23 protein-coding genes are annotated in these 23,346 nt (G+C 39.2%); 12 read left to right on the top strand and 11 right to left on the bottom strand.

Translation table 11 applies throughout. From position 1 onward, the window contains the following. The first annotated feature begins 16 nt into the window (after positions 1-16). Entirely contained in the window at positions 17-814 is a 798-nt protein-coding gene (locus CHB66_RS03405; RefSeq protein WP_089237969.1) for an MOSC domain-containing protein, read from the top strand. Positions 815-1,015: 201 nt separating this feature from the next. On the opposite strand, the gene CHB66_RS03400 is transcribed toward CHB66_RS03405, so the two are convergent. The 7 genes from CHB66_RS03400 to truA all read right to left on the bottom strand — a co-directional run bounded on the left by CHB66_RS03400 (position 1,016) and on the right by truA (position 7,734). Beyond that, complete coding sequence (locus CHB66_RS03400) at positions 1,016-1,774, bottom strand: DUF6733 family protein (RefSeq protein ID WP_076500351.1); 759 nt, start codon at positions 1,772-1,774, stop codon at positions 1,016-1,018. Between the two features lie 328 nt (positions 1,775-2,102). Further along, the gene (gene hemE / locus CHB66_RS03395; RefSeq protein ID WP_089237967.1) at positions 2,103-3,128 is read right to left on the bottom strand and encodes a uroporphyrinogen decarboxylase; all 1,026 of its coding nucleotides are present in this window, start codon (positions 3,126-3,128) and stop codon (positions 2,103-2,105) included. A gap of 98 nt (positions 3,129-3,226) precedes the next feature. Then, the gene (locus tag CHB66_RS03390) at positions 3,227-3,757 is read right to left on the bottom strand and encodes a hypothetical protein (RefSeq protein ID WP_089237965.1); all 531 of its coding nucleotides are present in this window, start codon (positions 3,755-3,757) and stop codon (positions 3,227-3,229) included. Between the two features lie 120 nt (positions 3,758-3,877). Further along, the gene (locus CHB66_RS03385) at positions 3,878-4,390 is read right to left on the bottom strand and encodes a hypothetical protein (RefSeq protein ID WP_089237963.1); all 513 of its coding nucleotides are present in this window, start codon (positions 4,388-4,390) and stop codon (positions 3,878-3,880) included. Position 4,391: 1 nt separating this feature from the next. Continuing rightward, the gene (locus CHB66_RS03380; protein WP_076500343.1) at positions 4,392-4,979 is read right to left on the bottom strand and encodes a hypothetical protein; all 588 of its coding nucleotides are present in this window, start codon (positions 4,977-4,979) and stop codon (positions 4,392-4,394) included. A 147-nt stretch (positions 4,980-5,126) separates the two neighbouring features. Continuing rightward, on the bottom strand, positions 5,127-6,899 hold the full coding sequence (locus tag CHB66_RS03375) for an ABC transporter ATP-binding protein (RefSeq protein WP_089237961.1): 1,773 nt from the start codon (positions 6,897-6,899) through the stop codon (positions 5,127-5,129). A gap of 13 nt (positions 6,900-6,912) precedes the next feature. After that, positions 6,913-7,734, bottom strand: coding sequence for a tRNA pseudouridine(38-40) synthase TruA (gene truA, locus CHB66_RS03370; protein ID WP_089237959.1), 822 nt, complete (start codon positions 7,732-7,734; stop codon positions 6,913-6,915). Positions 7,735-7,774: 40 nt separating this feature from the next. Here truA and CHB66_RS03365 point away from each other — a divergent pair, with 40 nt between their 5' ends. Further along, entirely contained in the window at positions 7,775-8,254 is a 480-nt protein-coding gene (locus tag CHB66_RS03365) for a DUF4293 domain-containing protein (protein ID WP_089238090.1), read from the top strand. A 132-nt stretch (positions 8,255-8,386) separates the two neighbouring features. Continuing rightward, positions 8,387-9,490: a trans-sulfuration enzyme family protein gene (locus CHB66_RS03360; protein ID WP_089237957.1), complete on the top strand. Its 1,104-nt coding sequence runs from the start codon at positions 8,387-8,389 to the stop codon at positions 9,488-9,490. Positions 9,491-9,697: 207 nt separating this feature from the next. On the opposite strand, the gene CHB66_RS03355 is transcribed toward CHB66_RS03360, so the two are convergent. The 4 genes from CHB66_RS03355 to CHB66_RS03340 all read right to left on the bottom strand — a co-directional run bounded on the left by CHB66_RS03355 (position 9,698) and on the right by CHB66_RS03340 (position 15,300). Beyond that, positions 9,698-11,236, bottom strand: coding sequence for a YifB family Mg chelatase-like AAA ATPase (locus tag CHB66_RS03355; RefSeq protein WP_089237955.1), 1,539 nt, complete (start codon positions 11,234-11,236; stop codon positions 9,698-9,700). An 81-nt stretch (positions 11,237-11,317) separates the two neighbouring features. Continuing rightward, on the bottom strand, positions 11,318-11,689 hold the full coding sequence (locus CHB66_RS03350; protein WP_089238088.1) for a hypothetical protein: 372 nt from the start codon (positions 11,687-11,689) through the stop codon (positions 11,318-11,320). Between the two features lie 33 nt (positions 11,690-11,722). Next, positions 11,723-13,555: an ABC transporter ATP-binding protein gene (locus CHB66_RS03345; RefSeq protein WP_089237953.1), complete on the bottom strand. Its 1,833-nt coding sequence runs from the start codon at positions 13,553-13,555 to the stop codon at positions 11,723-11,725. Between the two features lie 59 nt (positions 13,556-13,614). Beyond that, positions 13,615-15,300: a hypothetical protein gene (locus CHB66_RS03340; protein WP_089238086.1), complete on the bottom strand. Its 1,686-nt coding sequence runs from the start codon at positions 15,298-15,300 to the stop codon at positions 13,615-13,617. 259 nt (positions 15,301-15,559) lie between these two features. Between CHB66_RS03340 and CHB66_RS03335 the strand changes: the two genes are divergently transcribed. The 9 genes from CHB66_RS03335 to CHB66_RS03295 all read left to right on the top strand — a co-directional run bounded on the left by CHB66_RS03335 (position 15,560) and on the right by CHB66_RS03295 (position 23,332). Further along, positions 15,560-16,423: a hypothetical protein gene (locus CHB66_RS03335; RefSeq protein WP_141107361.1), complete on the top strand. Its 864-nt coding sequence runs from the start codon at positions 15,560-15,562 to the stop codon at positions 16,421-16,423. Between the two features lie 215 nt (positions 16,424-16,638). Continuing rightward, a complete protein-coding gene (locus tag CHB66_RS03330; RefSeq protein WP_076500327.1) occupies positions 16,639-16,884 on the top strand; it encodes a type B 50S ribosomal protein L31 in 246 nt (81 codons plus the stop codon). A 73-nt stretch (positions 16,885-16,957) separates the two neighbouring features. Further along, a complete protein-coding gene (locus tag CHB66_RS03325) occupies positions 16,958-18,157 on the top strand; it encodes a GlmU family protein (RefSeq protein ID WP_089237949.1) in 1,200 nt (399 codons plus the stop codon). Between the two features lie 9 nt (positions 18,158-18,166). Beyond that, positions 18,167-19,306 (top strand): DNA polymerase III subunit, encoded by a 1,140-nt coding sequence (locus tag CHB66_RS03320; protein ID WP_089237947.1) that lies wholly within the window; start codon positions 18,167-18,169, stop codon positions 19,304-19,306. Between the two features lie 2 nt (positions 19,307-19,308). Then, the gene (locus CHB66_RS03315) at positions 19,309-19,743 is read left to right on the top strand and encodes an ATP-dependent zinc protease family protein (RefSeq protein ID WP_089237945.1); all 435 of its coding nucleotides are present in this window, start codon (positions 19,309-19,311) and stop codon (positions 19,741-19,743) included. Continuing rightward, a complete protein-coding gene (gene rimK / locus CHB66_RS03310) occupies positions 19,740-20,648 on the top strand; it encodes a 30S ribosomal protein S6--L-glutamate ligase (protein WP_089237943.1) in 909 nt (302 codons plus the stop codon). The genes CHB66_RS03315 and rimK overlap by 4 nt, the downstream gene beginning before the upstream one ends. Then, on the top strand, positions 20,648-21,583 hold the full coding sequence (gene hemC, locus CHB66_RS03305) for a hydroxymethylbilane synthase (protein WP_170932418.1): 936 nt from the start codon (positions 20,648-20,650) through the stop codon (positions 21,581-21,583). The genes rimK and hemC overlap by 1 nt, the downstream gene beginning before the upstream one ends. Further along, complete coding sequence (locus CHB66_RS03300; protein ID WP_089237939.1) at positions 21,580-22,410, top strand: peptidylprolyl isomerase; 831 nt, start codon at positions 21,580-21,582, stop codon at positions 22,408-22,410. Before hemC ends, CHB66_RS03300 begins: the two co-directional genes overlap by 4 nt. Next, positions 22,403-23,332 carry an SDR family oxidoreductase gene (locus CHB66_RS03295; protein WP_089237937.1) on the top strand — a complete coding sequence of 310 codons (930 nt, stop codon included), beginning with the start codon at positions 22,403-22,405 and terminating at the stop codon, positions 23,330-23,332. The genes CHB66_RS03300 and CHB66_RS03295 overlap by 8 nt, the downstream gene beginning before the upstream one ends. The last annotated feature ends 14 nt before the right edge of the window (positions 23,333-23,346 follow it).

The raw sequence follows: 23,346 nt of genomic DNA, 5'->3' as shown, positions 1-23,346 counted from the left end.
ACATAAAGTCCTCGCCATGATCCTACAAGACATCTACATCTACCCCATCAAATCCCTCGGCGGTATCCAGCTAAACACAGCAAAACTAGAAGAAAGAGGCCTACAGCATGACAGAAGGTGGATGCTGGTGGACGGGTCAGGCATGTTCCTTTCCCAGCGAACGCATCCTCAGATGGCCTTACTGCAAGTACAGCTCAAAAAGGATGCATTACTTGTCACCCACAAGAATAATCCTGACTTGCATATCGAGATCCCGATAAAGCCTGAGACTGAACAATTAACGCCAGTGACTATCTGGGAAGATACTGTAGAAGGTCAAGTGGTCTCAGAAGCTGTCAATGAATGGTTTTCAGAATTTATGGCGATGCCATGTACACTAGTCAAAATGCCAGAAAGTACACAAAGAAAACTAAAAGCCAAATATGCAGTCAATGGTGAATCCGTAAGTTATGCCGATGGAATGCCATACCTGATCATTGGGCAAGAATCGCTCAACGATCTCAATGCACGACTAGAAAAACCTGTCCCCATGGATCGTTTTAGACCAAATTTGGTTTTTAGCGGAGGAACTGCCTTCATCGAGGACGAGTGGAAAAAAGTAAAAATTGGAGAAGCTACTTTTAAAATCACCAAACCATGCGCAAGATGCGTCATGACTACAGTAGATCAAGCTACCGCACAAAAAAATAAAGAGCCACTTAAGACCCTTGCTAGCTACAGAACAGTAGATAACAATGTCATGTTTGGTCAGAACATGTTAGTACTAACAGGGGATTCAATCAAGATCGGTGATCTGGTCGTTGGAGAAAAATAAAACTCAAATCTCAGGGAAGTAGCCCTGAAATATTTTTTAGCTTACAAAGCGCAACATGAATCACAAAGCATCCAAAGATAGTTCAGACAAAAGATTCGAAAGAACCAAAAAGAAAGCTAATTAAGCAGATCGCAAATTTTAGAAGTAAAAAAACAAAAGAGCCATCAAAAATGACAGCCCTTTTATTCTATTCATCAATTTTTAGAAGCTATAGCCAACAGTCAATTTGAAGAAAGAAGGTTGTCTATAACCACTTTTTTCCAACTGCGCGTCACTTCTTAAGTCAGCTCCTGAAGTAAATCTAGCAAAAGCACCTCCATTAGGATCTGCAAATTGAACGTATGGACCCAAAGCCAAGTAAAAATCAAAAGCAGGATCTTCTGGTGCATTACTCCCGCCAGTGTATCTCAACTGTTCCAAATGTAGCCCGGCAGAGAAAAAGGGAGAAAATTTATAACCTCCGTTTAACCAGTAATGCAGATAGTTATTTGTCGAAGGGTTTCCGTGATTGAACCCAGCATAATATCCAGCATAGAACTCACCTTCTGTTTTGACTTTATCTAGTCCAATAGTCAGGTTTGGAACAATCCCCTCACCCAATACAGGTGTCCCTAACCCAGAAGTCAGGCTCCCACTCAAAATACCGATTTGAGGATTGATGTTGATCCCATCAGCTACATCGAAGTTCATCCCTACACCAAACTCAGTCCAATTACCCCAGCTTCCGCCAGCTGCACCACCTGACCATAAAATCCCATAAAAAGTAAAGGCAGTATTTTGGCTAAGGCTATAAGACCCCGCAAAAAATGGATAGAAGCCAAAAAAGATGTCTGAATTCAAGGTGACATCCATGCTAAATCTACTTTCCTCTTGAGCATAGGCAGGTGTAGCCAATAAAGCTACACAAAGCGCGATCAAAGAAAATCCTTTTGTTACCGTTTTTGTAAATCTGTTTTTCATTTGTTTAATAGGTTTTGTTAGAAATAGGTTTGAAATAGACCCTTATAAATGCCTTTCAACATTATTTTAGTCTTAATAGGTTCTAAATTTAACTGTAATTAAATAAAATACAACATAAAAGCATTTTTTCAATTAAAAAAACAACCAAATCGATTGTATTTTACATTATTTTCAAAAAAATCAGTTAATAATTGCGACGACGCTTAACTCCGGGGAAATTTTAAGAAAAAAATTAGCCTCAGATAAACCTGAGGCTAATGATTTATAATTACGCTACTATTAGGATTTCATTCCTACTCTAAGCAATCCTGATTGGCTAAAATACATTTCACTTGTATTGCTTAACGGTCTCAATAAACACCTTCACTTTTGCTGGATCGATATCAGGATAGACGCCATGCCCAAGGTTAGCAATATGCCTACCTCCTTTGAACTGATCCATCATGCGAATGGTAGCAGTCCTTACTTCTTCATCCGAGCCATAAAGCGATGCGGGATCTAAATTGCCCTGAAGCGTCTTATGATCACCAATCATTTTTCTGGATTCAGCGATACCCATATTCCAATCCAAACCAATAGTTTCACAATTCAACTGACCCATCGCCTCTCTAGCGAAAAATGCTCCTTTGGCAAAAACCGTCTTCGGCACCTCGTTGATAGCATCACAGATCTGTGCGATATAGCGAAGAGAAAATTCATCATAATGATCAGGAGGCAATATCCCCGCCCAGCTGTCAAACAGCTGAATCAAATTGACACCTGCTGCTATTTGGGCTTTCAGATAATTGATCGTACTATCAGTAATCATCTGTAGCAACTGATGAGATAAAGTCGGCTCTGTATACAGCATGGCTCTAGCTTTTGAAAAAGTCTTACTACCCGAACCTTCTATCATGTAGGCAAAGATCGTCCAAGGTGCTCCAGCAAAACCGATCAAAGGCACTCTTCCATTCAAAGCCTTCTTGGTGATTTTGATAGCCTCTATCACATAACTTAGGTCATCTACGCCGTCAGCCACACGCAACTTTTTTAAATCTCCAGCAGACTGCACAGTATTTGGGAACCATGGACCTCGCTTTTCTACCATTTCGTATGGCAAACCCATAGCTTCTGGAATCACTAAAATATCAGAAAAAATAATCGCAGCATCTACCCCTAAAATATCTACAGGCTGAATAGTCACTTCTGCAGCAAGCTCAGGAGTTTGGGCTAATTCAATAAAGCCACTCACACTCTCTCTCACTGCTCTGTATTCAGGAAGGATTCTACCTGCTTGACGCATCAACCAAACTGGGGTTCGCTCTACTGCCTCACCTTTAGCAGCTCTTATCAATAAGTCGTTTTTCAATTGCATGGGGCAAAGATAAGATAGGAAATTTTATTTTGTGATATACGGGAAAAAATTCAAAATAGACTAAAAAGAAAAAAGCCTCGCAAGGAGGCTTTTGGTTATTATTGTCTGGGCTGAAGTTGGACAATATCCCTTTCTGTCTTGCCCATATATTCCATTACTTTATCAAAATCAGAGAAATCCATTCGCGCGTTTGCCAAGTCAGCTGGAAACACCACTACTCTGAAGACTTGATTTCGTGTAAACTCCGAAGGAAGTGCACTCAGATCAAAATTCCCATCCATAAAGAAACTGAAATCAAACCTCGTAAAATCATAATTGTACATAAAGATCCCAAATTGTGGAAACTCAAAATTAGTTTGCGGAAGCGCCCTCCACACATCAGTGTCATCAACTACATCCCATAAAATATAAGCTAGCAACTTATCACCTGGCTCAATCGGTACTGTAAACTCGTAATAGTCTGATTGAAAATTATTTGCTGACGTAAAATTCACATTCCCAATCTCAAATACTTCTCCGACAATAACGATCCCGTCTTGTCCTGGAATACCTGGAGGTCCTGGAGGGCCTTCACAAGCGAAGAAGGCGAAGATGCCTAGCATCATTACTCCCTTGAATAAATTTTTCATATTGATATAGTTTATAGTGATTAATATTTCCTAACGTAAAAACAAATATTCAGTTATTTTCATTTGCTCAAATAGCCATTTACCAAAATTATACCAATAAAATCAACGAACAGAAAAATCTTATTTCCGAATCAATCCCAAAACTTGAACTTCCTCAGGACCAATGATTTTATCAATATAAAGATATGGAACAGCCAAACCTTGGCCTTTTGCAAACTGATTGATCTTCTTCTTCACTTTACTGGGGCCGGGCATCACCAAGCGATGCGCTTTGATGGTTGCCACGACAGCCTGATCGGCATCAAAGCTCAATTGCTCAAAGTCTTCCATTGGAACCCGGGTCTGGACACCTACAAAAACCTCCATGGTATCCAGCTTGCCTGCCGGCTCTACATAATATATGGTATGTAAGGGCAAATCTGCACCCAAAGCTATTTGTTCCATTTTCTGAAACACCCTAGCAATAGCATCATCTTGGGGAGTTCCCCGAAAGGAAATCCCTTGGAGTGCCAAACCATCCACAGATTTTAATGCTAACTCAACTTCATTGAAGCCACCTAACCTATGAAATTGAAACAAACCAGCACCCATTAGCACCAGCAGAATCAAAGAAATAATCAGCCACTTTTTCATTCTAGAACAAATACCTCACACCAATACCACCCTGTAGCTTGAGATGTCCAAATCTATCTAATAGCTCCATAAACAACCCTATCTCCGCAAATATACTGATCGGAAGATCGTCAAAGTAATATTCTCCTCCTCCAAAAATCTCTGGACCTAAATCAATATTTCTTCTCGACTCTCTGAAGAAAACCCCAGGAGGCGAAGACGCTGGATCTGTGTAAGAATAATCTACCCTTGTTGATCTCAATTGTACCCCTGCACCAGCATATGCTAGAAAGTACCCCTGATCAATATTTAGATCATCTGTAATATCTTCATGATATGCACCTCTTAGGTTAAATGAAAAAGAGCTCCCTGTACTATGCCCTGCGTAAAAAGCATTGGGCGTAGGTCTATTATTGTCGAATGCCCTTTGGTAGTATTGAGCACTATTCACACCTGCCCTACCAAACATCCCCTCGATGGCAATATTGCCATCCAAAAACTTCTTATAAGTAATCGACAGTGGCTCTCCCAACCTCAAGCCCACACCATCTTCCTGCGCATGCGCAAAAAATGGCAGCATGCAAATCATCGCAATCAAAATTCTCTTCACAATTATCTTCTTTTTGGTTTAGTTCATTAGCTTCCAACGGGGCAAAAATAAGTCCAGTTACCTAAAATTTTGAATTATATTGAATTTTTTAAAACACCTGCTTCAAAAAAACTTTGAAGCAGCTTAATAAAATCGAGCAATTTCCCCTTAGATGGCCATGGATTTCATTTGCATCTTGTGCAAGTTGGTGTAATATCCACCTAGCCCCAAAAGAGACTCATGCGTACCCATTTCTTTGATCTCCCCTTGATGAAGCACAATTATCTTATCCGCCTTTTGGATAGTAGACAGCCTGTGTGCTATCACGATAGAGGTACGACCTTTCATCATTTTCTCTATAGCTTTTTGGATCAATTCCTCTGTCTCAGTATCCACAGAAGAAGTCGCTTCATCCAAAATAATGATCTCAGGATTGTACACCATTGCTCTTACAAAAGAGATTAATTGTCGCTGCCCTACAGACAGGGTAGCCCCACGCTCTTTGACATCGTAATCCAAGCCTCCTGGAAGCCTTTCTATGAATTTTTTGGCTCCTACTAACTTAGCTGCATGCATGACTTCTTCCTTACTGATCTTAGGATTGCCCAAAGTGATGTTGTAGTAAATCGTATCTGAAAACAAAAACACATCCTGTAACACAACCCCTATATGCTTACGAAGGGTACTTAGTTCAAACTCCCTAATATCTGTCCCATCGATTTTTATAGTCCCTTTATTGATCTCATAAAAGCGGCTTATCAAATTGATGACGGAAGACTTCCCCGCACCCGTAGCACCTACCAAAGCCACAGTCTCCCCATGTTTGACTTCAAAATTGATATTCTTCAGCACATATTCTTCATCATTGTAAGCAAACCAAACATTTTGAAGCTGAATATTCCCTTTTATTTTCTCTGGTCTGAAAGTCCCTTCATTTGGAATCTGCTCTTCACTTTCCAATAATTTGAAAATTCTACTTGAACTTACCACTCCCATTTGAAGGGTATTGTATCTATCAGCGATCATGCGTATTGGCCTAAAGAAAAGTTGCAAATACATTATGAAAGAAATCAAAACTCCAACTTTGATATCCAGATCAAAAACTCCAGTAGCACCATACCACACTACTAAACCTATTCCAATGGCTTGGATGATCTCAGCAACTGGGAAATATATGGAATAATAAAGTACTGACTTGATGTGAGCTTTTCTATGGTCTCTATTGATCTCTTTGAATTTTTCGAACTCTCTTTTTTCACGGATGAAAATCTGCACGATATTCATTCCTGTGATGTGCTCCTGTAAAAATGAATTGAGATTTGACACAGCATTTCTGACATCATTAAAAGCAACTTTGATTTTCTCCTTGAATATATAAGTTGAAATAATCAAAAGCGGCAGTGTACACAAACTCACCAATGTAAGCTTCCAATCAATATAAAACATCACAGCCAAGATCGTCACCAGCTGCAACAAGTCACCAATAATCGCTGCTAGCCCCTCACTAAAAACATCCGCCAAGGTCTCGATATCAGATACATTTCTTGTGACCAATCTACCGATAGGTGTATTATCAAAAAACTTCAAGCGCATTTTCAATAAATGCTTGTAAAGTTTGATTCGGATGTCTTTAATAATAACCTGACCTATCCAGCCAGAGAGATAAGTGTGAGCAAACTGAACAAAAGCCTGCAAAACCATCAAAGCCACCAACAAATAGATGATCTGAACCAGCCCAGGTCTATCTCCTAGCGCCACATAATCATCAATAGCAACTTGGATGAAATAAGGTCTTGTTGGCGCCAAAATAGCTAGAGCCAAAGTGAGGAAAATCAACAGATAAAATTTACCCTGATATGGCTTGACAAACTGATACAGTTTTTTCAGCACGGTGGTGTCTATGATATCACCACTTTTTACATTTTCCTTTTCTAAACTCAAAATCTCTTAAAATTTAAATGAAGATTTCTTCAGGGTAAATCACTTCACATAGGAAAAGTCCTGATGCGGGCGCAGATGATCCAGCTTGACTTCTATCTCTACTTTCCAAAATCTCCTGAAATTGCCTAGGGCTCAATTTTCCCTCTCCTACATCTACCAATGTCCCTACAATTGCCCTGACCATACCTCGTAGAAACCTATTTGCAGTTATATGAAAGTGTAATTCATGTCCCTTTTGTTCCCAATAGGCTGCTTTTATTTTACAGCCAAAATGATTCACATCGGTCCTTACCTTGCTGAAGCATTCGAAGTCATCATGAGCTGTAAGCAATGCCGCAGCTTCATTCATTTTTTCCAAATTTAGTTCTCTAAAGTAATGCCATGAAAGTTCTTGCTCAAATGGATTTTTACGATAGGTGATTTTATAGATATAACTGCGCCATTTGGCATCAAATCGAGCATGAGCATCTGCCTTAACAAGCCTCAATTGATAAGCTGCGATATCTTTGGGAAGTACTGCATTGAGTTTCTTTAGAAAAACAGAACCATCAAGCAACACTTCAACATCAAAATGAACGAATTGTTGAGAAGCATGCACGCCTGTATCAGTTCTACCCGAGCCCATGACCGAAACATTTCTCCTCAATATAATTGCTAGAGCCTCCTCAAGAGTCTCTTGAATCGATTGCGCATTTTTTTGGGATTGCCAACCATGATAGTGTGTGCCTTTATAGGCAAGTTCAAGAAAATATCTGTAGCTAGTCTTACTCACGATTGCAAAGATACTATTCCATGGTAAATTTAAATGCCAAAAAGCCCATTCCTTGCGATTCATCAAATTACCCCGTTTCTTTGTCAAAATTTCTAATCAAGACATGATACAAAGAATTCAAACCGTATTTCTCTTTTTGGTGGCCGTCTCAATGATTTTAGTCATCAGCTTCCCAATTTGGCAACAAGTTAACCCAGACCAAACCCAAATGGTCACCTTAAATGCATGGAGCTTGACGACCACAGACAATACCTCTCAGGAAATAATTAAGTCTGAGGGCAATATTTACCTTGGCATCCTAGCTCTTATCGCAACTGGATTAGCATTATTTAGCCTCACCCAATATAAAAATAGAACAAAGCAAATGTTTCTGAATATGATCAACTCACTGGTGATGATAGTAACCCTAGCGCTGATCATCTACACCAGCCATCAGGCCAATGCCGAGATCAATCCAGATGTGAACGGTGCATTTGTACTAGGATTTTGGGCGATTTTTGGAGGAATGATCATGAATTTGTTAGCCAATAGGTTCATTAGAAAAGACGAAATGCTAGTAAGATCGGTAGACCGAATCAGATAATCCAGAGAAAAAAACAAATGAACCACCATCCAAAGCCGAAAAGAATTGATTCATTCTTTTCGGCTTTTTTCTTTGAGTGAGTTCTATATTTCAGCTACCTTTAATTTTACATCAATAGAAACATCACTAACCATGAAACTTGAAACCATTGCCATCCATGCAGGTACTCAAATTACGGATTCTTATAGACCGGCAGTTCAGCCCATCACCTTGGCGACTACTTTTGAGCATCATGAAGATTCAGTGATCTACTCTAGAGCTGCCAATCCGAATCGAATTGCGCTGGAAAATGTCTTGACCAAATTAGAACATGGGCAAGCGGCAGCAGCTTTTTCTTCTGGTAATGCGGCAGGGATGAGCGTATTTCAAGCCTTGCCACCAAGCTCACATTTGGTTGCACCTGATGACATGTACCATGGTTTGCGACACCTTCTGACCTCTGTTTTCAAAGGGATTTTAGAAGTAGATTTTGTGGATATGACGCAATCAGAAAATGTTGCGAAAGCAATCAATAAGAAAACAGCATTGATCTGGGTGGAAACACCTTCCAACCCTTTACTCAAAATCTCTGATATCAGAGCCATATGTACCATTGCTCAAGAAAAGCAAATCCCTGTAGTATGCGACAATACTTTTGCCACACCCGTGTTTCAGAACCCATTGCTACTAGGGGCTTCAATAGTCATGCATAGCACCACAAAATATCTCGGTGGACATAGTGATATTTTGGGAGGTGCCTTGATTACAAAAGAAGAAAACGAACTCTGGGAAAGAATCAAGCTCGTTCAGACTACAGGCGGGGCTGTACCATCGCCATTTGACTGCTACATGCTGAGCAGAAGTATCAAAACCCTACCTTATCGCATGAAAGGACATGCGGAACATGCGGGAATAATTGCCACATTTTTACAAAATCATCCTCAAGTAGAAAAAGTCTACTACCCAGGACTCTTGGATCATCCTGGCCATACTATCGCCGCTACTCAAATGACAGGGTTTGGTGGAATGCTTTCTTTCCTAGTGAAAGGTGGAGCAAATGAAGCTGATACAGTCATTTCCAAATTACAATACTTCACCAATGCGACAAGTCTAGGAGGAGTAGAAAGCCTTATCGAAAGAAGGGCGGCTTCAGAAGGACCTGATTCCAAAACACCTCAGAACTTAATCAGGGTCTCTGTAGGCCTAGAGCACTTAGATGATCTATTGGAAGATTTGGATCAAGCGTTAAAACAATAAATGGCCACCATTGGCAGCCATTTAAATGAAAAGGTCAAGATCAGGGATAAATCTTAACATTTGGGTGATGAAAACAACTTTCTCCTGATTTGTTCTTGGAAAAAAAATGGACAGTATTCTTGAGATAACAAAACATTCATTAAAATTTTTTATGCTTTCCGCCAATTATCATCAGTATTTTCTCAAAGAAGAAGTATTCACTTGTTATTAGCCAGCCCATCCCTCTCTATCCAAACTCCTATATTGAATTGCTTCAGCTAGGTGTTCTACTTTGATCGCATCACTTGCCGCAAGATCAGCAATGGTTCGCGCTACTTTAAGTATTCTATCGTATGCCCTAGCTGACAAGCCTAGTCTTTCCATTGCAGTTTTCAAGAGCGCTTTCCCAGCCTCATTAATCTGACAGACTTCTTTGACCATATGTGAAGGCATCATTGCATTACAATAAATCTCAGGATAATCCTTGAATCGATTGACTTGCTGCTCCCTACCTAAAATCACCCTTTCTCGAATAGAGCCACTTGACTCAGCTTTCCGAGTTGAAGTCATCTCATCAAACTTCACAGGAGTCACCTCCACATGCAGATCTATCCTATCTAAAAGAGGTCCAGAGATTTTATTCAAGTAGCGCTGCACTACACCAGGCCCACATACACATTCCTTCTCTGGATGATTGTAATAGCCACAAGGACAAGGGTTCATACTAGCGATCAACATGAAATTAGCTGGGTAGTCAACAGAAACTTTTGCTCTGGATATCGTCACTTTCCGCTCCTCCAAAGGTTGACGCATGACTTCAAGCACAGTCCTTTTAAACTCAGGCAACTCATCCAAAAATAAGACTCCATTATGAGACAATGAAATCTCTCCAGGTTGAGGATTGCCTCCACCGCCAACGAGGGCTACATCAGAAATCGTATGATGTGGAGATCTAAATGGTCTCTGTGCTATTAGAGAGGCATTTCTCCCAAGTTTGCCCGCAACTGAGTGTATCTTAGTAGTTTCAAGCGCTTCTTGTAAAGAAAGTGGTGGTAAAATTGACGGCAATCGTTTTGCTAACATCGTTTTTCCTGCCCCTGGCGGACCTATCATAATAACATTATGTCCACCAGCAGCAGCTATTTCCATTGCCCGCTTGATATTCTCCTGACCTTGTACATCTGCAAAATCAAACTCATAATGCTCCAGTGAATTGTAAAAAATATCTCTGGTATCAGTAACCATCGGCTCTATAGCCAGCTCTCCTTCCAAAAACCGAATAGCTTCATCTACAGTAGAAACACCTATGATATCTAGGTTATTGACAATCGAAGCCTCTGCAGCATTTTCCAGTGGCAAGATGAAACCTTTGTATCCTCTTTTCCGAGCTTCAATGGCAATGGGCAAAACGCCCTTAACTGGCCGCAGCTGTCCATCTAGGGATAGCTCACCCATGATCACATACTGCTCCAAATCAGGAAACATGACCTGCTCAGATGCTTTGAGAATCCCCATAGCTATGGGCAAATCATAAGCTGAACCCTCCTTTCTGATATCAGCTGGAGCCAAATTGACCACTACCTTTTGCCTAGGCATGCGATAACTAAAATATTTTAAGGCGGATTCTACACGCTGCTGACTTTCTTTCACAGCACTATCAGGCAAACCAACCATAAAGAAACTTGTACCTTGACCTACATTGACCTCTATGGTAATGAGCTTGGCATCTACACCGGAAACAGCACTTCCAAAAGTTTTTGCTACCATGATATTTCTTTCAAAACCAATAAAAAAGGAAACCTAAAAGATTTCCTAATATAAACATATTCAAGATGAAATGATAACGCTTTACTTAAAATTCTGCCGTGGTCTGATCACTGAGCTTTCTTTTTCTTCGTCTCTCTCTTTTGACTCTATTCTTTGATCCATATTTTTCAACTTCACACCCTGCTCTAAATCGTACAATTTCGCTTTCAATTCTTTCTTCTCTAATTCCTTCTTCGCTAAGTCACTTTCATAATTTCTGTTCACTATCGCAGAAGTTCCCCATGCACCCAAAAAAAGCAAAAGACCTACTAGAAGAAATGAAACTACTGTCCCGGAATGAAGTTCAGTAACCCCAAATATGCCTTTTACTCCTTCAAATGTCATGAAGAATATCAAACTGACTGCAAAAAACAGCGCTACAAGCAACTGCATGATACTATTAAATTTTTTCATTATCTCTTTTTTTGGGTTAAGCATCTAAATATACTAAACAGACTGCATTGTGGAAAGTTTCTTGTAAATACCTTCCTGATCCATCAATTCTTGATGGGTGCCACGTTGCACGATTTCTCCTTTTTGAATTACCAAAATTTGATCTGCATGCTGAATCGTACTCAATCTATGTGCGATGACCAATGTCGTTCGATTAGCCATAAGCTTAGTTAATGCTTCCTGTACTAACAATTCAGACTCTGAATCCAAAGCTGAGGTTGCCTCATCTAATATCAAAATAGGAGGGTTTTTCAAAACAGCTCTAGCAATACTCAACCGCTGTCGCTGCCCTCCAGATAACTTCATACCTCGTTCTCCAATTGACGTCTGATAGCCTTGCTCCATTTGAATGATAAACTCGTGAGCATTTGCAATTTTAGCAGCCTCGATTACTTTTTCCTCCGAAACACCATTCATTCCAAAAGCTATATTATTATAAACGGAATCATTAAACAAAATGGATTCCTGCGTAACAATGCCCATCAAATTTCTCAAACTGCCCAGCTCAATGGACTTGATATCTATTCCATCTAATAAGATTTTTCCACCAGAAGGATCATAAAACCTAGGCACTAAATCTGCTATGGTAGACTTACCTCCACCTGATTGCCCCACTAGCGCAATAGTATTACCTTTTTTCAAAGTAAAATCAATTGCCCTTAATACCAACTCTTTTTCATAACCAAAAGACACATTTTGAAATGTTATCTCTTTTTCAAATTCTTCCACAGAAATTGGATCGCTTTCATTTTGAATATCGCTTGGGGTATCCACAACCTTGAAAATCCGCTCAGCAGAGGCTAAGCCACGCTGAATTACACTCGCTGCGCGGGAGATTTCCTTAGCCGGGTTCAATACTTGAGTAAAGATGATGATATAAGTAATAAAATCACTGGCACTCAAATCAGAGTTATTTGTTAGTACTAAACTTCCACCATAAACTAAAATACCAGCAACCACAGAAACCCCCATAAACTGAGATATTGGAGAAGCCAATTCATTTTTCTTAGCCATAGAAACATTCACATTGGAATAATAATCTGTCTCGTGGTCAAATTTTGCATTGATATATTCCTTTGCCCCAAATGCCTTGATCACACGCATCCCTCCGATAGTTTCGTCCAGAATATTGACAATTCTACCTAGAGACTCTTGGCTTTCTACTGCTTTTTTCTTCAATCTTTTTGTTATCCCGCCAATGATCGCTCCAGAAATGGGTATCACCAAAATCGTGAAAATGGTCAGCTTAACGGACATAAAAAATAAAACTGCAAAATATAGAATGATAGTAGCGGGCTCTCTAAAAACCACCCTAAGTGACTGGACAATACTGTTTTCCACTTCTTGAATATCATTAGTCATCTTTGACATCAGATCCCCCTTGCGCTCGTTAGAGAAATAACCGATGTGCATATCTGTTACGTGGTCAAAGATATCCATGCGCATTTTCTTGATTACCTCAGCTCTAACCTTGGCTAAAACTACACCCGATAGGTAAGTAAAAAGGTTGGCTAAGAAAACTGAGATGACTATGATAATACAGACATATACCAAAGTACCAAACTTACCATAAGTATCAGCAACTTGTAAGAAGTAATAATTAAAAAGACTCAAGAAATAATCTATCGTCAAAGCAAACTCTGGCTTGGCCAAGGAAGAGAAGTCCTGAACAGGTCCAGCCTGCTCAAATATCACATCGAAAAGAGGCTTAAGCAGCGTAAAATTTAGCAACCCAAATATGATCGCCAAAAGTGTATAAATGATATAAATCGGGATAAATCTCCTAAAAGGTCTAGCATAAGAGAGAATCCTAAAATAGGTATGCATGGAATATCTTGTCAATTTTGAAGGCGCAAGTTAATTATTTTTACGCCCATTTAAGCAGATCAATAGTTGAATTCCTGCCTGACCATGTTCATGCGAAGCGACACTTGAGTAAAAAGATCCACCTCAGGACTATCCAAATTCTGAGCTGTTCTTCTTCTATAGCTCTGATTCAGATCGATAAAAAGATTTTGCTTAATCATATAGCTCAAGTTCAGATTCCCCATCACAACCCTATTCTCTACACCTTGACCAATCGTATGTCCAAATAAACCCAGACCTGTATTGGTCACTAGCCTGTTCTTTAATAAATCTCCTCCAAAGTTCACATCTGCATTTGGGTCAGCTCCAAAAAATTGGTAAAATCCTGTAGCATTAACCTGTAATCTCGGAATAGGCTGATATCTCAATATTCCTATCACCTCCCTGAAGTTGGCACCTAGGGGATGGGCTAAGGGAGTTCGGTAATTATTGAAGGCCTGATATTCAAACTTCTCTTGATAAGTGTACGGCCTTGCCTGATTGTATTCTAATTGAAAATCAAGATTACTGATTTTAAATGCATTGATGTACTTATATCCAACTTGAATCGCATGTTTATTACGGCTAGAGTTTTTCCCATCTATGCCAAAAAATTCATTGAAAACAAACTCGTCCAATGCAAACTGACCATATAGCTGCATTCCTTGCATGAAATTCCACTTTCCATCAAAGCCTAACATTACTTTGTCCGGGGTGCCCAATTGATGCTCTACCCATCGGTAAAAAATCACAGGATTCAAGTAATTCCAATCAAATTGATTTGCCATAACAGATTCAAATACGCCAATATTAAGCTTTCTCCCCAAATTAATCCCTAGTCTGTGATGCGAGAACCATTTCTGTGGATAGCGTCCATCAGTTGGCCTTCTTCCATTATAAATGACATCAGCAGTCATCTGAGAGAATAGATTAGTCAAATTGAACTTCCAAATCTTCGTGTTCAGTTTAAAAAAAACATAAGGGTTAGAGAAATCAGAAAGAATCACCGAGCGGTAACCCTCTCCTACAAAGTTACGATCATGCCCAAACTGGGCTTGAATACTTTTACCAATATCAAAACTAACATGCCCCATCGCAGAAAAATATCCATATCCTTCTGAATCATAATCTTTCCAAAACCCCTCACCTGGAACTGCCCCATTCGCTTCCGTGTAATTTCTAATCCATGAAGGAAAGACCGTCTGCGTAGTCGTCAAGTAAGTATAAAAACCAATCTTTCTATCTATAGATCCCCTCAACTCCAAACCTCTAGAGTTTCTAAACCTGAAATTATCTTGACCTTGCTCTATTCCTCCTGACAAATAAAGTACAGGATTCACATGAATATCAAATAACTCGTCTCTGTAATGAAAGAAATCTGATGGCTTCTTGTAAAGCTTTTTTAGGAAAGGATTGTCAGAATTCATAGTCTCTTCGGAAGCAAACTCCCAATTATCATTGGTCAAATATTCTAAGTTGAAGCGATCCGCAGAAGACTGAATCAAATTACTTTTCTCTGCCAAATATTGCTCAAGATATTCTGCCACGTGGTCTCTCCTATAAGGCTTAAAACCTGTATGGAAAATAGGATTCATATCACCATTCAGGATTTCATAGCGTTCGATAAGATGGTAATAATCTCTATTAAAAGGAAGATAAGCTCCTTGAGTAAATGCCTGCTGAAAAATCAAGGCAGTGAAAATTAATAGGAGTAAAGTTTTTCTCATGATGTTCATTTTCGACATACAGCCATAAAACTATTAAAAGTACGGTAAAAAGAAAGATGTTTTGAGTCAAAAAGGATTGGACGAGGAGGGTGATTGTGAGCTGAGGACGAATTAAAACCCAATTCGGAAAACATTTCAAATAAAAGACAACAAAAGCACTTAAAAACAGTGAAAAAATTCAACAGAAATTTTAATACAATCATACCGTTAAAAAATAAAAATAGTTATTATTGAATATGTTTAATTGAATCTAGGGCCTATGATCGATTTTTGGCAATATATACGAACCCTTTACATTGTACTTACAATGATGATCTCGGCGGCTCACGCTCAAAATAGTGACTATTTTTTTGAAAATAACTATGCCGACTATCCCATCATCACATTTCAAGAGAATTTTTGGGGAAACCCTAAATATACGATTGATGGAAATAAGATAAAAGCTTCAGAGGTACGCGCATTTATGGAAATTATGCCTGGTGATGCCAAAGAATTCATGCAACAACATCGACAAACATTGAGTGGTACAAGTCTTGGTTATGCAAGTAGCGCAGTAGCTCTTGGTGGGGTTTATTACCTCTCAAAAAATATCAACAACATCAATCCTCAAGTAATTCGAAATTCTTTTTTCTTTATCGTGGGTGGAAGTCTTCTTGGAAGTATTGGGGCCCAAATGAAAATTAATGGAATTAGAAAGGTTAATAGTCTTGTAGATAATCACAATTACCTGATACGTCAAGATGAAATTTCTGGACCCTACTTGAGATTTGATTACAGAAATAATCTAATCGGTCAAAAAATCGATATTTATGATGGGCCAAATCTTTTGACAAGAGGACAATTAGAAGCATTAAAAAATAAATACCCCGAACTTCAGCTCAATCTTCAAAAAGCAAGAAATGCACAGAGATTGAGTCAAACAATAGATGTATTGAGTCTCGCTTCAAACATTGTATTCATCACTTATGTAGTTACCCCTAGGTTTCAATCCTCCGCTCCAAGTAATTTTCTTATTCCACTCTCAATAACTGACTTGGCCTTGAGTTTTACATCTCCACTGATAAGTAGAAGTGCCAGAAATAGAACTCGCGTGGGCTTACAAAATTTCAATTTTAGGGAATAAAGATAGCGTCAAAAGCTCAAGGCTAACTTTATTTAACTCCCTAAAAACCATCAGAAATACGCTTTGAATTCAACGACAGTGAACGAAACCTATTTCATCATGAAGATGATTAAGTATTACCTTAAATAATTTTTTACTAATTTTGGAATAGTTTATAAAAAGAAATAACTTTGTGCCTCATTTGAAAAAAGGGATTCAAGATAAATAACAATACAATGAAAAAAGATATTCATCCAAACTACAGAGATGTTGTATTCTATGACACCTCAAGCGAATATAAATTCTTGACAAAGTCAACCATCGAAACAAGTGAAACTATCACTTGGGAAGACGGACAAGAATATCCGGTTTATAAAATCGAAGTTAGCTCCAACTCGCACCCTTTTTACACTGGTAAGAAAATGTTGTTGGATACTGCTGGTAGAGTTGAGAAATTCAACAGAAGATACGCTAAGAAATAAGCTAAATCTTAAAGAACGCATTTTAAAAGTCTCTCGGAAGTTATATTCCGAGAGACTTTTTTATTTTTGTGACATGGACAATTTGATTTTATTTGATGACTCTGCTATCAGAGGGTCTTTATTACCATTTACTTTTACTAGGCCTGTAGCTGATATCCGAGTTGGGATCTTGAAAATATTCCAAAAGTGGGAAAAATACAGCAAACTCAAACCAGGCTACCTTACTCAAGACTATTTAAGTCAAAAATTCACCTATCAAAACACCAATGCACTGATGATCAATGGTGCCCTTTGTCCTGACCCAGGACTTTGGAAGGCCATTTCCAATCTCAGTGCACACCAAGCTCTCTGGTCAAAAAATATCCTTCTGGCTTGCTTTGCCGAGCACCCTAAAGCTTTTACATCCGATCAAGCAAAGGAAAAAGAAGTAGTGGAGTACTCAGAGTCATTTACTTTGATCCAAAAAACATGGAATATATTTGAATACAATGCTGCTGAGATCAAAAAAGACTTTGAATTAATCACCTCTGGACGTTTTTCAGAAAGAATCGAAGACTCTTACACCATCGTGTATGCCCCGGAAAATGTTTTCATAGAAGAAGGAGCTAAAATTAAAGCGGCAGTACTCAATGCTGAAAACGGCCCCATTTACATTGGTAAAAATACAGAAATCCAAGAAGGTGCCCTGATTAGAGGACCATTCGCACTTTGTGAGGGCTCTACGGTCAATATGGGTGCTAAAATGCGAGGGGACACAACTATCGGCCCTTATTCCAAAGTTGGGGGCGAAGTTTCAAATTCTGTTATTTTCGGATATAGTAACAAGGGTCATGAAGGCTTTATGGGCAATTCTGTCTTAGGAGAGTGGTGCAATCTAGGAGCAGATACAAATACTTCTAACCTAAAGAACAACTACGCTGCTGTAAAAGTCTGGGATTATATCAAAGGAGGGTTCTCCAATACTGGCTTACAGTTTTGTGGATTGATGATGGGGGATCATTCCAAGTCTGGTATCAATACCATGTTCAACACCGGTACAGTGGTAGGTGTAGGCGCTAATATATTTGGAGATGGCTACCCACGTAATTTTATCCCTTCATTTTCATGGGGTGGTGCTTCAGGCTTTACAACTTTTCAAGTCAAAAAATTTGAAGAAGTAGCTATAGCTGTAATGAAAAGAAGGGGCTTGGAATATGATGAAACTGAAAAAGAAATTATCCAAAAAGTTTTTGAATTGACCAAGCATTACCGTATTTGGGACAAAACAGTTTAAGCTGAAGCTATGCTATTTTCATCAATTCCTGGACTCGAAGAAGTCAAAGCCAAAATTATCACTGCAGTCAAGAACAATCACCTTGCTCATGCTTTGCTGTTCCATGGCCCAGAAGGCTCAGCGAATTTAAAAATGGCTCTAGCACTATCTACTTACCTACATTGTGAGAGTCCAGGAGAGTCTGATGCTTGCGGAACCTGCCCATCCTGTCAAAAGATGACCAAACTGGTGCATCCAGACATGAATTTTGCAGTGCCTGCTCCTGGTGAAGGAACTAAAGAGGATGATGATAAAAAGAAAAAAGTAGACTACATCGCTTCTTTTAGAAATTTCGCCATCAATCAACCTTATGGAAACATTACCGACTGGATATATTTCAATGAAATAGATAAAAAGCAACTCAACATCTCTAAAGATGCAGCAAGAAGTATCATGCGGACTATATCCCTCAAATCCTTTGAAGGAGGATATAAAATCATGATGATTTGGGGAGCAGAATTCATGAACAGCTCTGCTGCTAACTCCCTCCTCAAAGTGTTGGAAGAACCACCTGAAAAAACCCTTTTTCTATTACTAACCTCCCAACCAGAGCAATTGCTGACTACTATACTTTCGAGAACTCAAAAGGTTATGGTTCGTGCTTTTTCTGACGAGGAGATTAAAAACCAATTGGTAAATGAAGGTATGTGCTCTAAGGAAGCTGCGGAACAGATTGCCCCCCTTGCAGATGGAAATATGCGAGAAGCTTATCGCATGATAGATCAAGTTCAAGATGAAAACACCCTACAAATCCGAGATTGGTACAGAGACTGTTTTTCTTTGAAAATTGGTGCTCTACTCAGTAGGTCGGAAGAATTTGCAAAAAAAGATAAAGAAGGACAAAAGTCATTCCTCTTGACTGGACTCAATGTACTCAGGGAAGTAATGCTGAGTAAATCCCAACTAGATACGCTCATGCGAAGTGGAGCAGAAGAAAGAGATTTTATTGAAAAGCTAGGAATTCATGTTTTGGATGAAGATAAAATCTCCGATATGTACAGTCAGATTAACGGGGCTCACTACCACCTGGAGAGAAATGCCAGTGCCAAGATTCTATTTACAGACCTTTCCTTTCAACTCGCTAGAATTCTGAGAAGAAAAACTGCCTAAACATGGAAAAAAAAGTAATCGGAAGAAGAGAAAGAATCAACTTACCTGAATGGGGGCTCAAGTCGGTCACTGCCAAAGTAGACACTGGTGCTTATACCAGCTCAATCCATTGCACCTTTACAGAAGAGCGGGAGGTAGATGGTGTCATGACGCTTTTCTACCGGGTCTTGACACCTGATAATAAAAAATACAAAGACAAAATCATCGCTACTTCAAATTATACTCAGAAAAAGGTAAAGAATTCCTTTGGTCAAGCAGAAGTGAGGTACAAAGTGAGCACAAAAGTTATTATGTTTGAAGAAGAATTTGACGCTGAATTCACTTTGACTGATAGGTCAAAAATGAGAAATGCTATCTTGATCGGAAGGAAGATGATTCAAGGTAAATTTTTAGTCGATGTCGCTGAAGTAAACTTGTCCCAAAAATCAAAAAAATGAAAATCGCAATCCTATCGAGAAATTCTCACTTATATTCTACCAAGAGGCTGCACGAAGCAATTTTGGCAGCGGGACACGAGGCAGTGATCATCGATCACTCTTTGTGCGACATCATCATAGAACAAGAAGGTCCATCCATAATTTATAAAGGAGAAAAAGTAATTGGAGTTGATGCGATCATCCCAAGGATTGGGGCTTCTGTGACCTTCTACGGTACCGCTGTAGTTAGACAATTTGAGTTGATGGGGACTTTTTCAGCAGTAGAATCTCAGGCGATTGTCAGGAGTAGAGACAAACTCAGATCTCTGCAAATTCTTTCTAAAGCTGGACTTGGCATGCCCAAAACAGCTTTTACTAATTTTTCAAAAGGAGGAGAAAAAACTCTTATCGAACATGTAGGTGGCGCTCCATTGATCATTAAATTATTGGAAGGTACACAAGGACTAGGCGTCGTTTTGGCTGAGACCAAAAAGGCAGGACAATCTGTAATCGAGGCTTTTCATGGACTTAAAGCAAGAATTATCGTCCAAGAATTTATCAAAGAAGCTAAGGGTGCAGATATCAGAGCATTTATCGTCAATGGCAAAGTAGTAGGTGCAATGAAAAGACAAGGTGCAGAAGGCGAGTTCCGATCGAATCTCCATCGAGGAGGAAAAGCAACAGTTATTAAACTATCAAGAGCAGAAAAGCAAGCCGCTTTAGGAGCTGCCAAAGCTTTAGGTCTTGATATCGCAGGTGTGGACATGTTACAGTCAGCAAGAGGCCCACTCATCTTAGAAGTCAATAGCTCACCTGGACTTGAAGGTATAGAAAAAGCTACTGGAATAAACATCGCTGGTGAAATCATCAAGTTCATAGAAGAATCTGTCAATAAAAAAGGAACTAAACGAAAAATCAAAGAATAATGCATACAGTCAAAATAGGAACCCGCGGGAGCAAGCTTGCTCTTTGGCAGTCCTACCATGTAGCTGACTTACTCAAAGCAAAAGGAATCCCTTCGGAAATTGTCATCATTGAAACTAAAGGTGACAAGATATTAGACGTATCCATAGCCAAAATCGGAAGCAAAGGTGTTTTTACAGAAGAACTTGAAGAGCAGCTTGCCAAGGGAAGCATTGACATTGCTGTACACAGCGCCAAAGACATGCAATCTTCCTTGCCTGAGGGTTTTGAGTTGATTGCATTTACAGAGCGAGAAAAGGTCAACGACATCATTCTAAGTCACAAGAGAGAAATAGACTATAAAAACAAAAATCAATCGCTAGTATTGGGCACTTCGTCTACAAGAAGAGTGGCCACTTTAAAGCATTATTATCCCCATATCAAAACTGTAGAAGTCCGAGGAAATTTACAAACGAGGATTGCTAAAATGGAATCAGGTATTTGTGATGCACTATTGCTAGCCTATGCTGGTGCACATAGAATGGGCTACGATGACTTGATTATTCATGAACTTTCTCTGAGTGAATTCACACCTGCAGTAGGTCAAGGTTCTGTTGCAATAGAAGCAGCTACTAATATGAACCAAGAACTCAAAACAAAAATCATAGAGGCAACTCACCATGAAGAAACTGGCTATAGATTGCTTGCTGAGCGTGCCTATCTCAGAGTTTTGGAGGGAGGATGTAGCATACCAGTTTTTGCTTTGGCCGAATATGATGGTGGAAAAATCAAACTTAAAGGTGGTATTGTGAGCTTAGATGGCTCTGAAAGAATCGTTAGAGAAGTAGCTGGCAACAAAAGTGATGCTGAAAATCTAGGAAAAACGCTTGCCGACCAAGTTCTTTCGGCTGGAGGTGACAAAATATTAAAGGAAATAAAATCTGCCCTAAATAAATGAAAACAAATAAACTCATCATCTTCTTAGCCTTCTTGGCTTTTGGCTGTGCTGTTGAAAAAGACTACCTGGTAAAAATAGAAACGCGACATGGGGACATGTATGCCATACTTTTTGACGCGACTCCAAAGCATAAAAAGAATTTTATAGATCTAGCTGAAAAAGGACGTTTCGATTCAACAGAATTTCATCGAGTGATAGAGAATTTTATGATTCAAGGAGGAGACGTGTTTGCCAAAGAAAAACTCCCTAGGGATGAATGGTATACAATACCTGCTGAAATCAACCCAGATTTAATCCATGCTAAAGGAATGCTTGCTGCTGCTAGAATGGGCAATAATGTAAACCCTGAGCGCGCTTCTAGTGGATCTCAATTTTATATCGTGCAAGGTAAAATTTACGATAAAATGGAATTGACCACAGATATGCGCCAGCTGAGCGAGAGATTTAATCAATACCTTAGATTAGAGAGTAATGCTGAGTTAAGAGAAACCTATACAAGCCTATATGAAAATCGAGAGTTTGATGCAATGAATAAACTGATGTTGCACCACAAAGAAAAGCTAGAGGATTTTTACAGTACAAGTTTGGGTAAAAAAATGACCCCACAACAAGTGGAAGCTTATACTACTATTGGGGGCACGCCCCACTTAGACAATGAATACACTGTGTTTGGACAAGTGATCAAAGGGCTTGATGTCATGGAAGAAATTGCAAAAGAAAAAACAAACCCACAGGACAAGCCTTTAGAAACTGTCTACATGAAAGTAACTGTCAATCAATTACCTAAAAAGAAAATCTCAAAGGACTTTGGCTACAGCTATGAATAAGCTGCAAAAAGCAAAAATACTTATTACGGGTGCCAATGGGCTACTGGGTCAAAAACTGGTTCAGTTAATTCTTCAAGAAGGAGAATATCAATTGCTCCCTTCTGGCTTGGGTGAAAGTAGATTTCCAGACGGCTGGAATGTTGAAAACTGGATCACTATGGATATCCGAGATCCGCAACAGGTCTGGAACGTTTTTGACCAACATCAGCCTGATTACTTGATTCACACTGCCGCTATGACCAATGTGGACCAGTGCGAAAAAGAACTTGAAGCTTGTAAGGATCTCAATATTAATGCAGTCAGAAACATTGTTGCAGCTTGTGAAAAGTACAACACCCATATGATTCACCTTTCTACTGATTTCATTTTTGATGGAGCAGCCGGACCTTATGATGAAGATGCGGTTCCTAATCCTGTGAATTTCTATGGATGGACAAAGCTAGAAGCTGAAAGAATTATTGCAAAATCAAAAATCAAAGCTGCTATCGTCAGGACAGTTTTAGTATATGGCATTGCCAATGACATGAGTAGATCTAATATCATACTATGGGTAAAAGAGTCCCTAGAAAAAGGAAAAAAAATACAAGTGGTCAATGATCAGTTCCGTACCCCCACACTCGCAGAAGATCTAGCAAAAGGTTGCTATCAAATAATTAAAAAAAATGCAATAGGAATCTTCAACATCTCAGGTAAAGATCTCTTGACACCATATGCTATGGCAATAGCAACAGCGGATTACTTTAAATTAAATAAAGACTTGATTAAAGAGACAAACTCTCAACATTTCAAGCAAATCGCTCAGAGACCAATGAAGACTGGCTTTATTATCAGCAAGGCCATCCAAGAGCTTGACTTCATGCCCAAAAGTTTTATGGATGGAATTGGTATTTTGTCAAAACAACTTAAATTAGCCGATTCTTAATATTTCTAAAATCA

The organism is Belliella buryatensis, assembly GCF_900188245.1.
GTDB lineage: Bacteria > Bacteroidota > Bacteroidia > Cytophagales > Cyclobacteriaceae > Belliella > Belliella buryatensis.
The sequence above is the reverse complement of the archived record's forward strand: the minus strand, read 5'-3'. Positions and strand labels throughout refer to the sequence as shown.

Excerpts from the sequence above, each read along its gene's own strand:
- CHB66_RS03405 (WP_089237969.1), top strand. The coding sequence starts at position 17 with ATGATCCTACAAGACATCTACATCTACCCCATCAAATCCCTCGGCGGT.
- CHB66_RS03400 (WP_076500351.1), bottom strand. The coding sequence starts at position 1,774 with ATGAAAAACAGATTTACAAAAACGGTAACAAAAGGATTTTCTTTGATC.
- hemE (WP_089237967.1), bottom strand. The coding sequence starts at position 3,128 with ATGCAATTGAAAAACGACTTATTGATAAGAGCTGCTAAAGGTGAGGCA.
- CHB66_RS03390 (WP_089237965.1), bottom strand. The coding sequence starts at position 3,757 with ATGAAAAATTTATTCAAGGGAGTAATGATGCTAGGCATCTTCGCCTTC.
- CHB66_RS03385 (WP_089237963.1), bottom strand. The coding sequence starts at position 4,390 with ATGAAAAAGTGGCTGATTATTTCTTTGATTCTGCTGGTGCTAATGGGT.
- truA (WP_089237959.1), bottom strand. The coding sequence starts at position 7,734 with ATGAATCGCAAGGAATGGGCTTTTTGGCATTTAAATTTACCATGGAAT.
- CHB66_RS03365 (WP_089238090.1), top strand. The coding sequence starts at position 7,775 with ATGATACAAAGAATTCAAACCGTATTTCTCTTTTTGGTGGCCGTCTCA.
- CHB66_RS03360 (WP_089237957.1), top strand. The coding sequence starts at position 8,387 with ATGAAACTTGAAACCATTGCCATCCATGCAGGTACTCAAATTACGGAT.
- CHB66_RS03355 (WP_089237955.1), bottom strand. The coding sequence starts at position 11,236 with ATGGTAGCAAAAACTTTTGGAAGTGCTGTTTCCGGTGTAGATGCCAAG.
- CHB66_RS03350 (WP_089238088.1), bottom strand. The coding sequence starts at position 11,689 with ATGAAAAAATTTAATAGTATCATGCAGTTGCTTGTAGCGCTGTTTTTT.
- CHB66_RS03345 (WP_089237953.1), bottom strand. The coding sequence starts at position 13,555 with ATGCATACCTATTTTAGGATTCTCTCTTATGCTAGACCTTTTAGGAGA.
- CHB66_RS03340 (WP_089238086.1), bottom strand. The coding sequence starts at position 15,300 with ATGAGAAAAACTTTACTCCTATTAATTTTCACTGCCTTGATTTTTCAG.
- CHB66_RS03335 (WP_141107361.1), top strand. The coding sequence starts at position 15,560 with ATGATCGATTTTTGGCAATATATACGAACCCTTTACATTGTACTTACA.
- CHB66_RS03330 (WP_076500327.1), top strand. The coding sequence starts at position 16,639 with ATGAAAAAAGATATTCATCCAAACTACAGAGATGTTGTATTCTATGAC.
- CHB66_RS03325 (WP_089237949.1), top strand. The coding sequence starts at position 16,958 with ATGGACAATTTGATTTTATTTGATGACTCTGCTATCAGAGGGTCTTTA.
- CHB66_RS03320 (WP_089237947.1), top strand. The coding sequence starts at position 18,167 with ATGCTATTTTCATCAATTCCTGGACTCGAAGAAGTCAAAGCCAAAATT.
- CHB66_RS03315 (WP_089237945.1), top strand. The coding sequence starts at position 19,309 with ATGGAAAAAAAAGTAATCGGAAGAAGAGAAAGAATCAACTTACCTGAA.
- rimK (WP_089237943.1), top strand. The coding sequence starts at position 19,740 with ATGAAAATCGCAATCCTATCGAGAAATTCTCACTTATATTCTACCAAG.
- hemC (WP_170932418.1), top strand. The coding sequence starts at position 20,648 with ATGCATACAGTCAAAATAGGAACCCGCGGGAGCAAGCTTGCTCTTTGG.
- CHB66_RS03300 (WP_089237939.1), top strand. The coding sequence starts at position 21,580 with ATGAAAACAAATAAACTCATCATCTTCTTAGCCTTCTTGGCTTTTGGC.
- CHB66_RS03295 (WP_089237937.1), top strand. The coding sequence starts at position 22,403 with ATGAATAAGCTGCAAAAAGCAAAAATACTTATTACGGGTGCCAATGGG.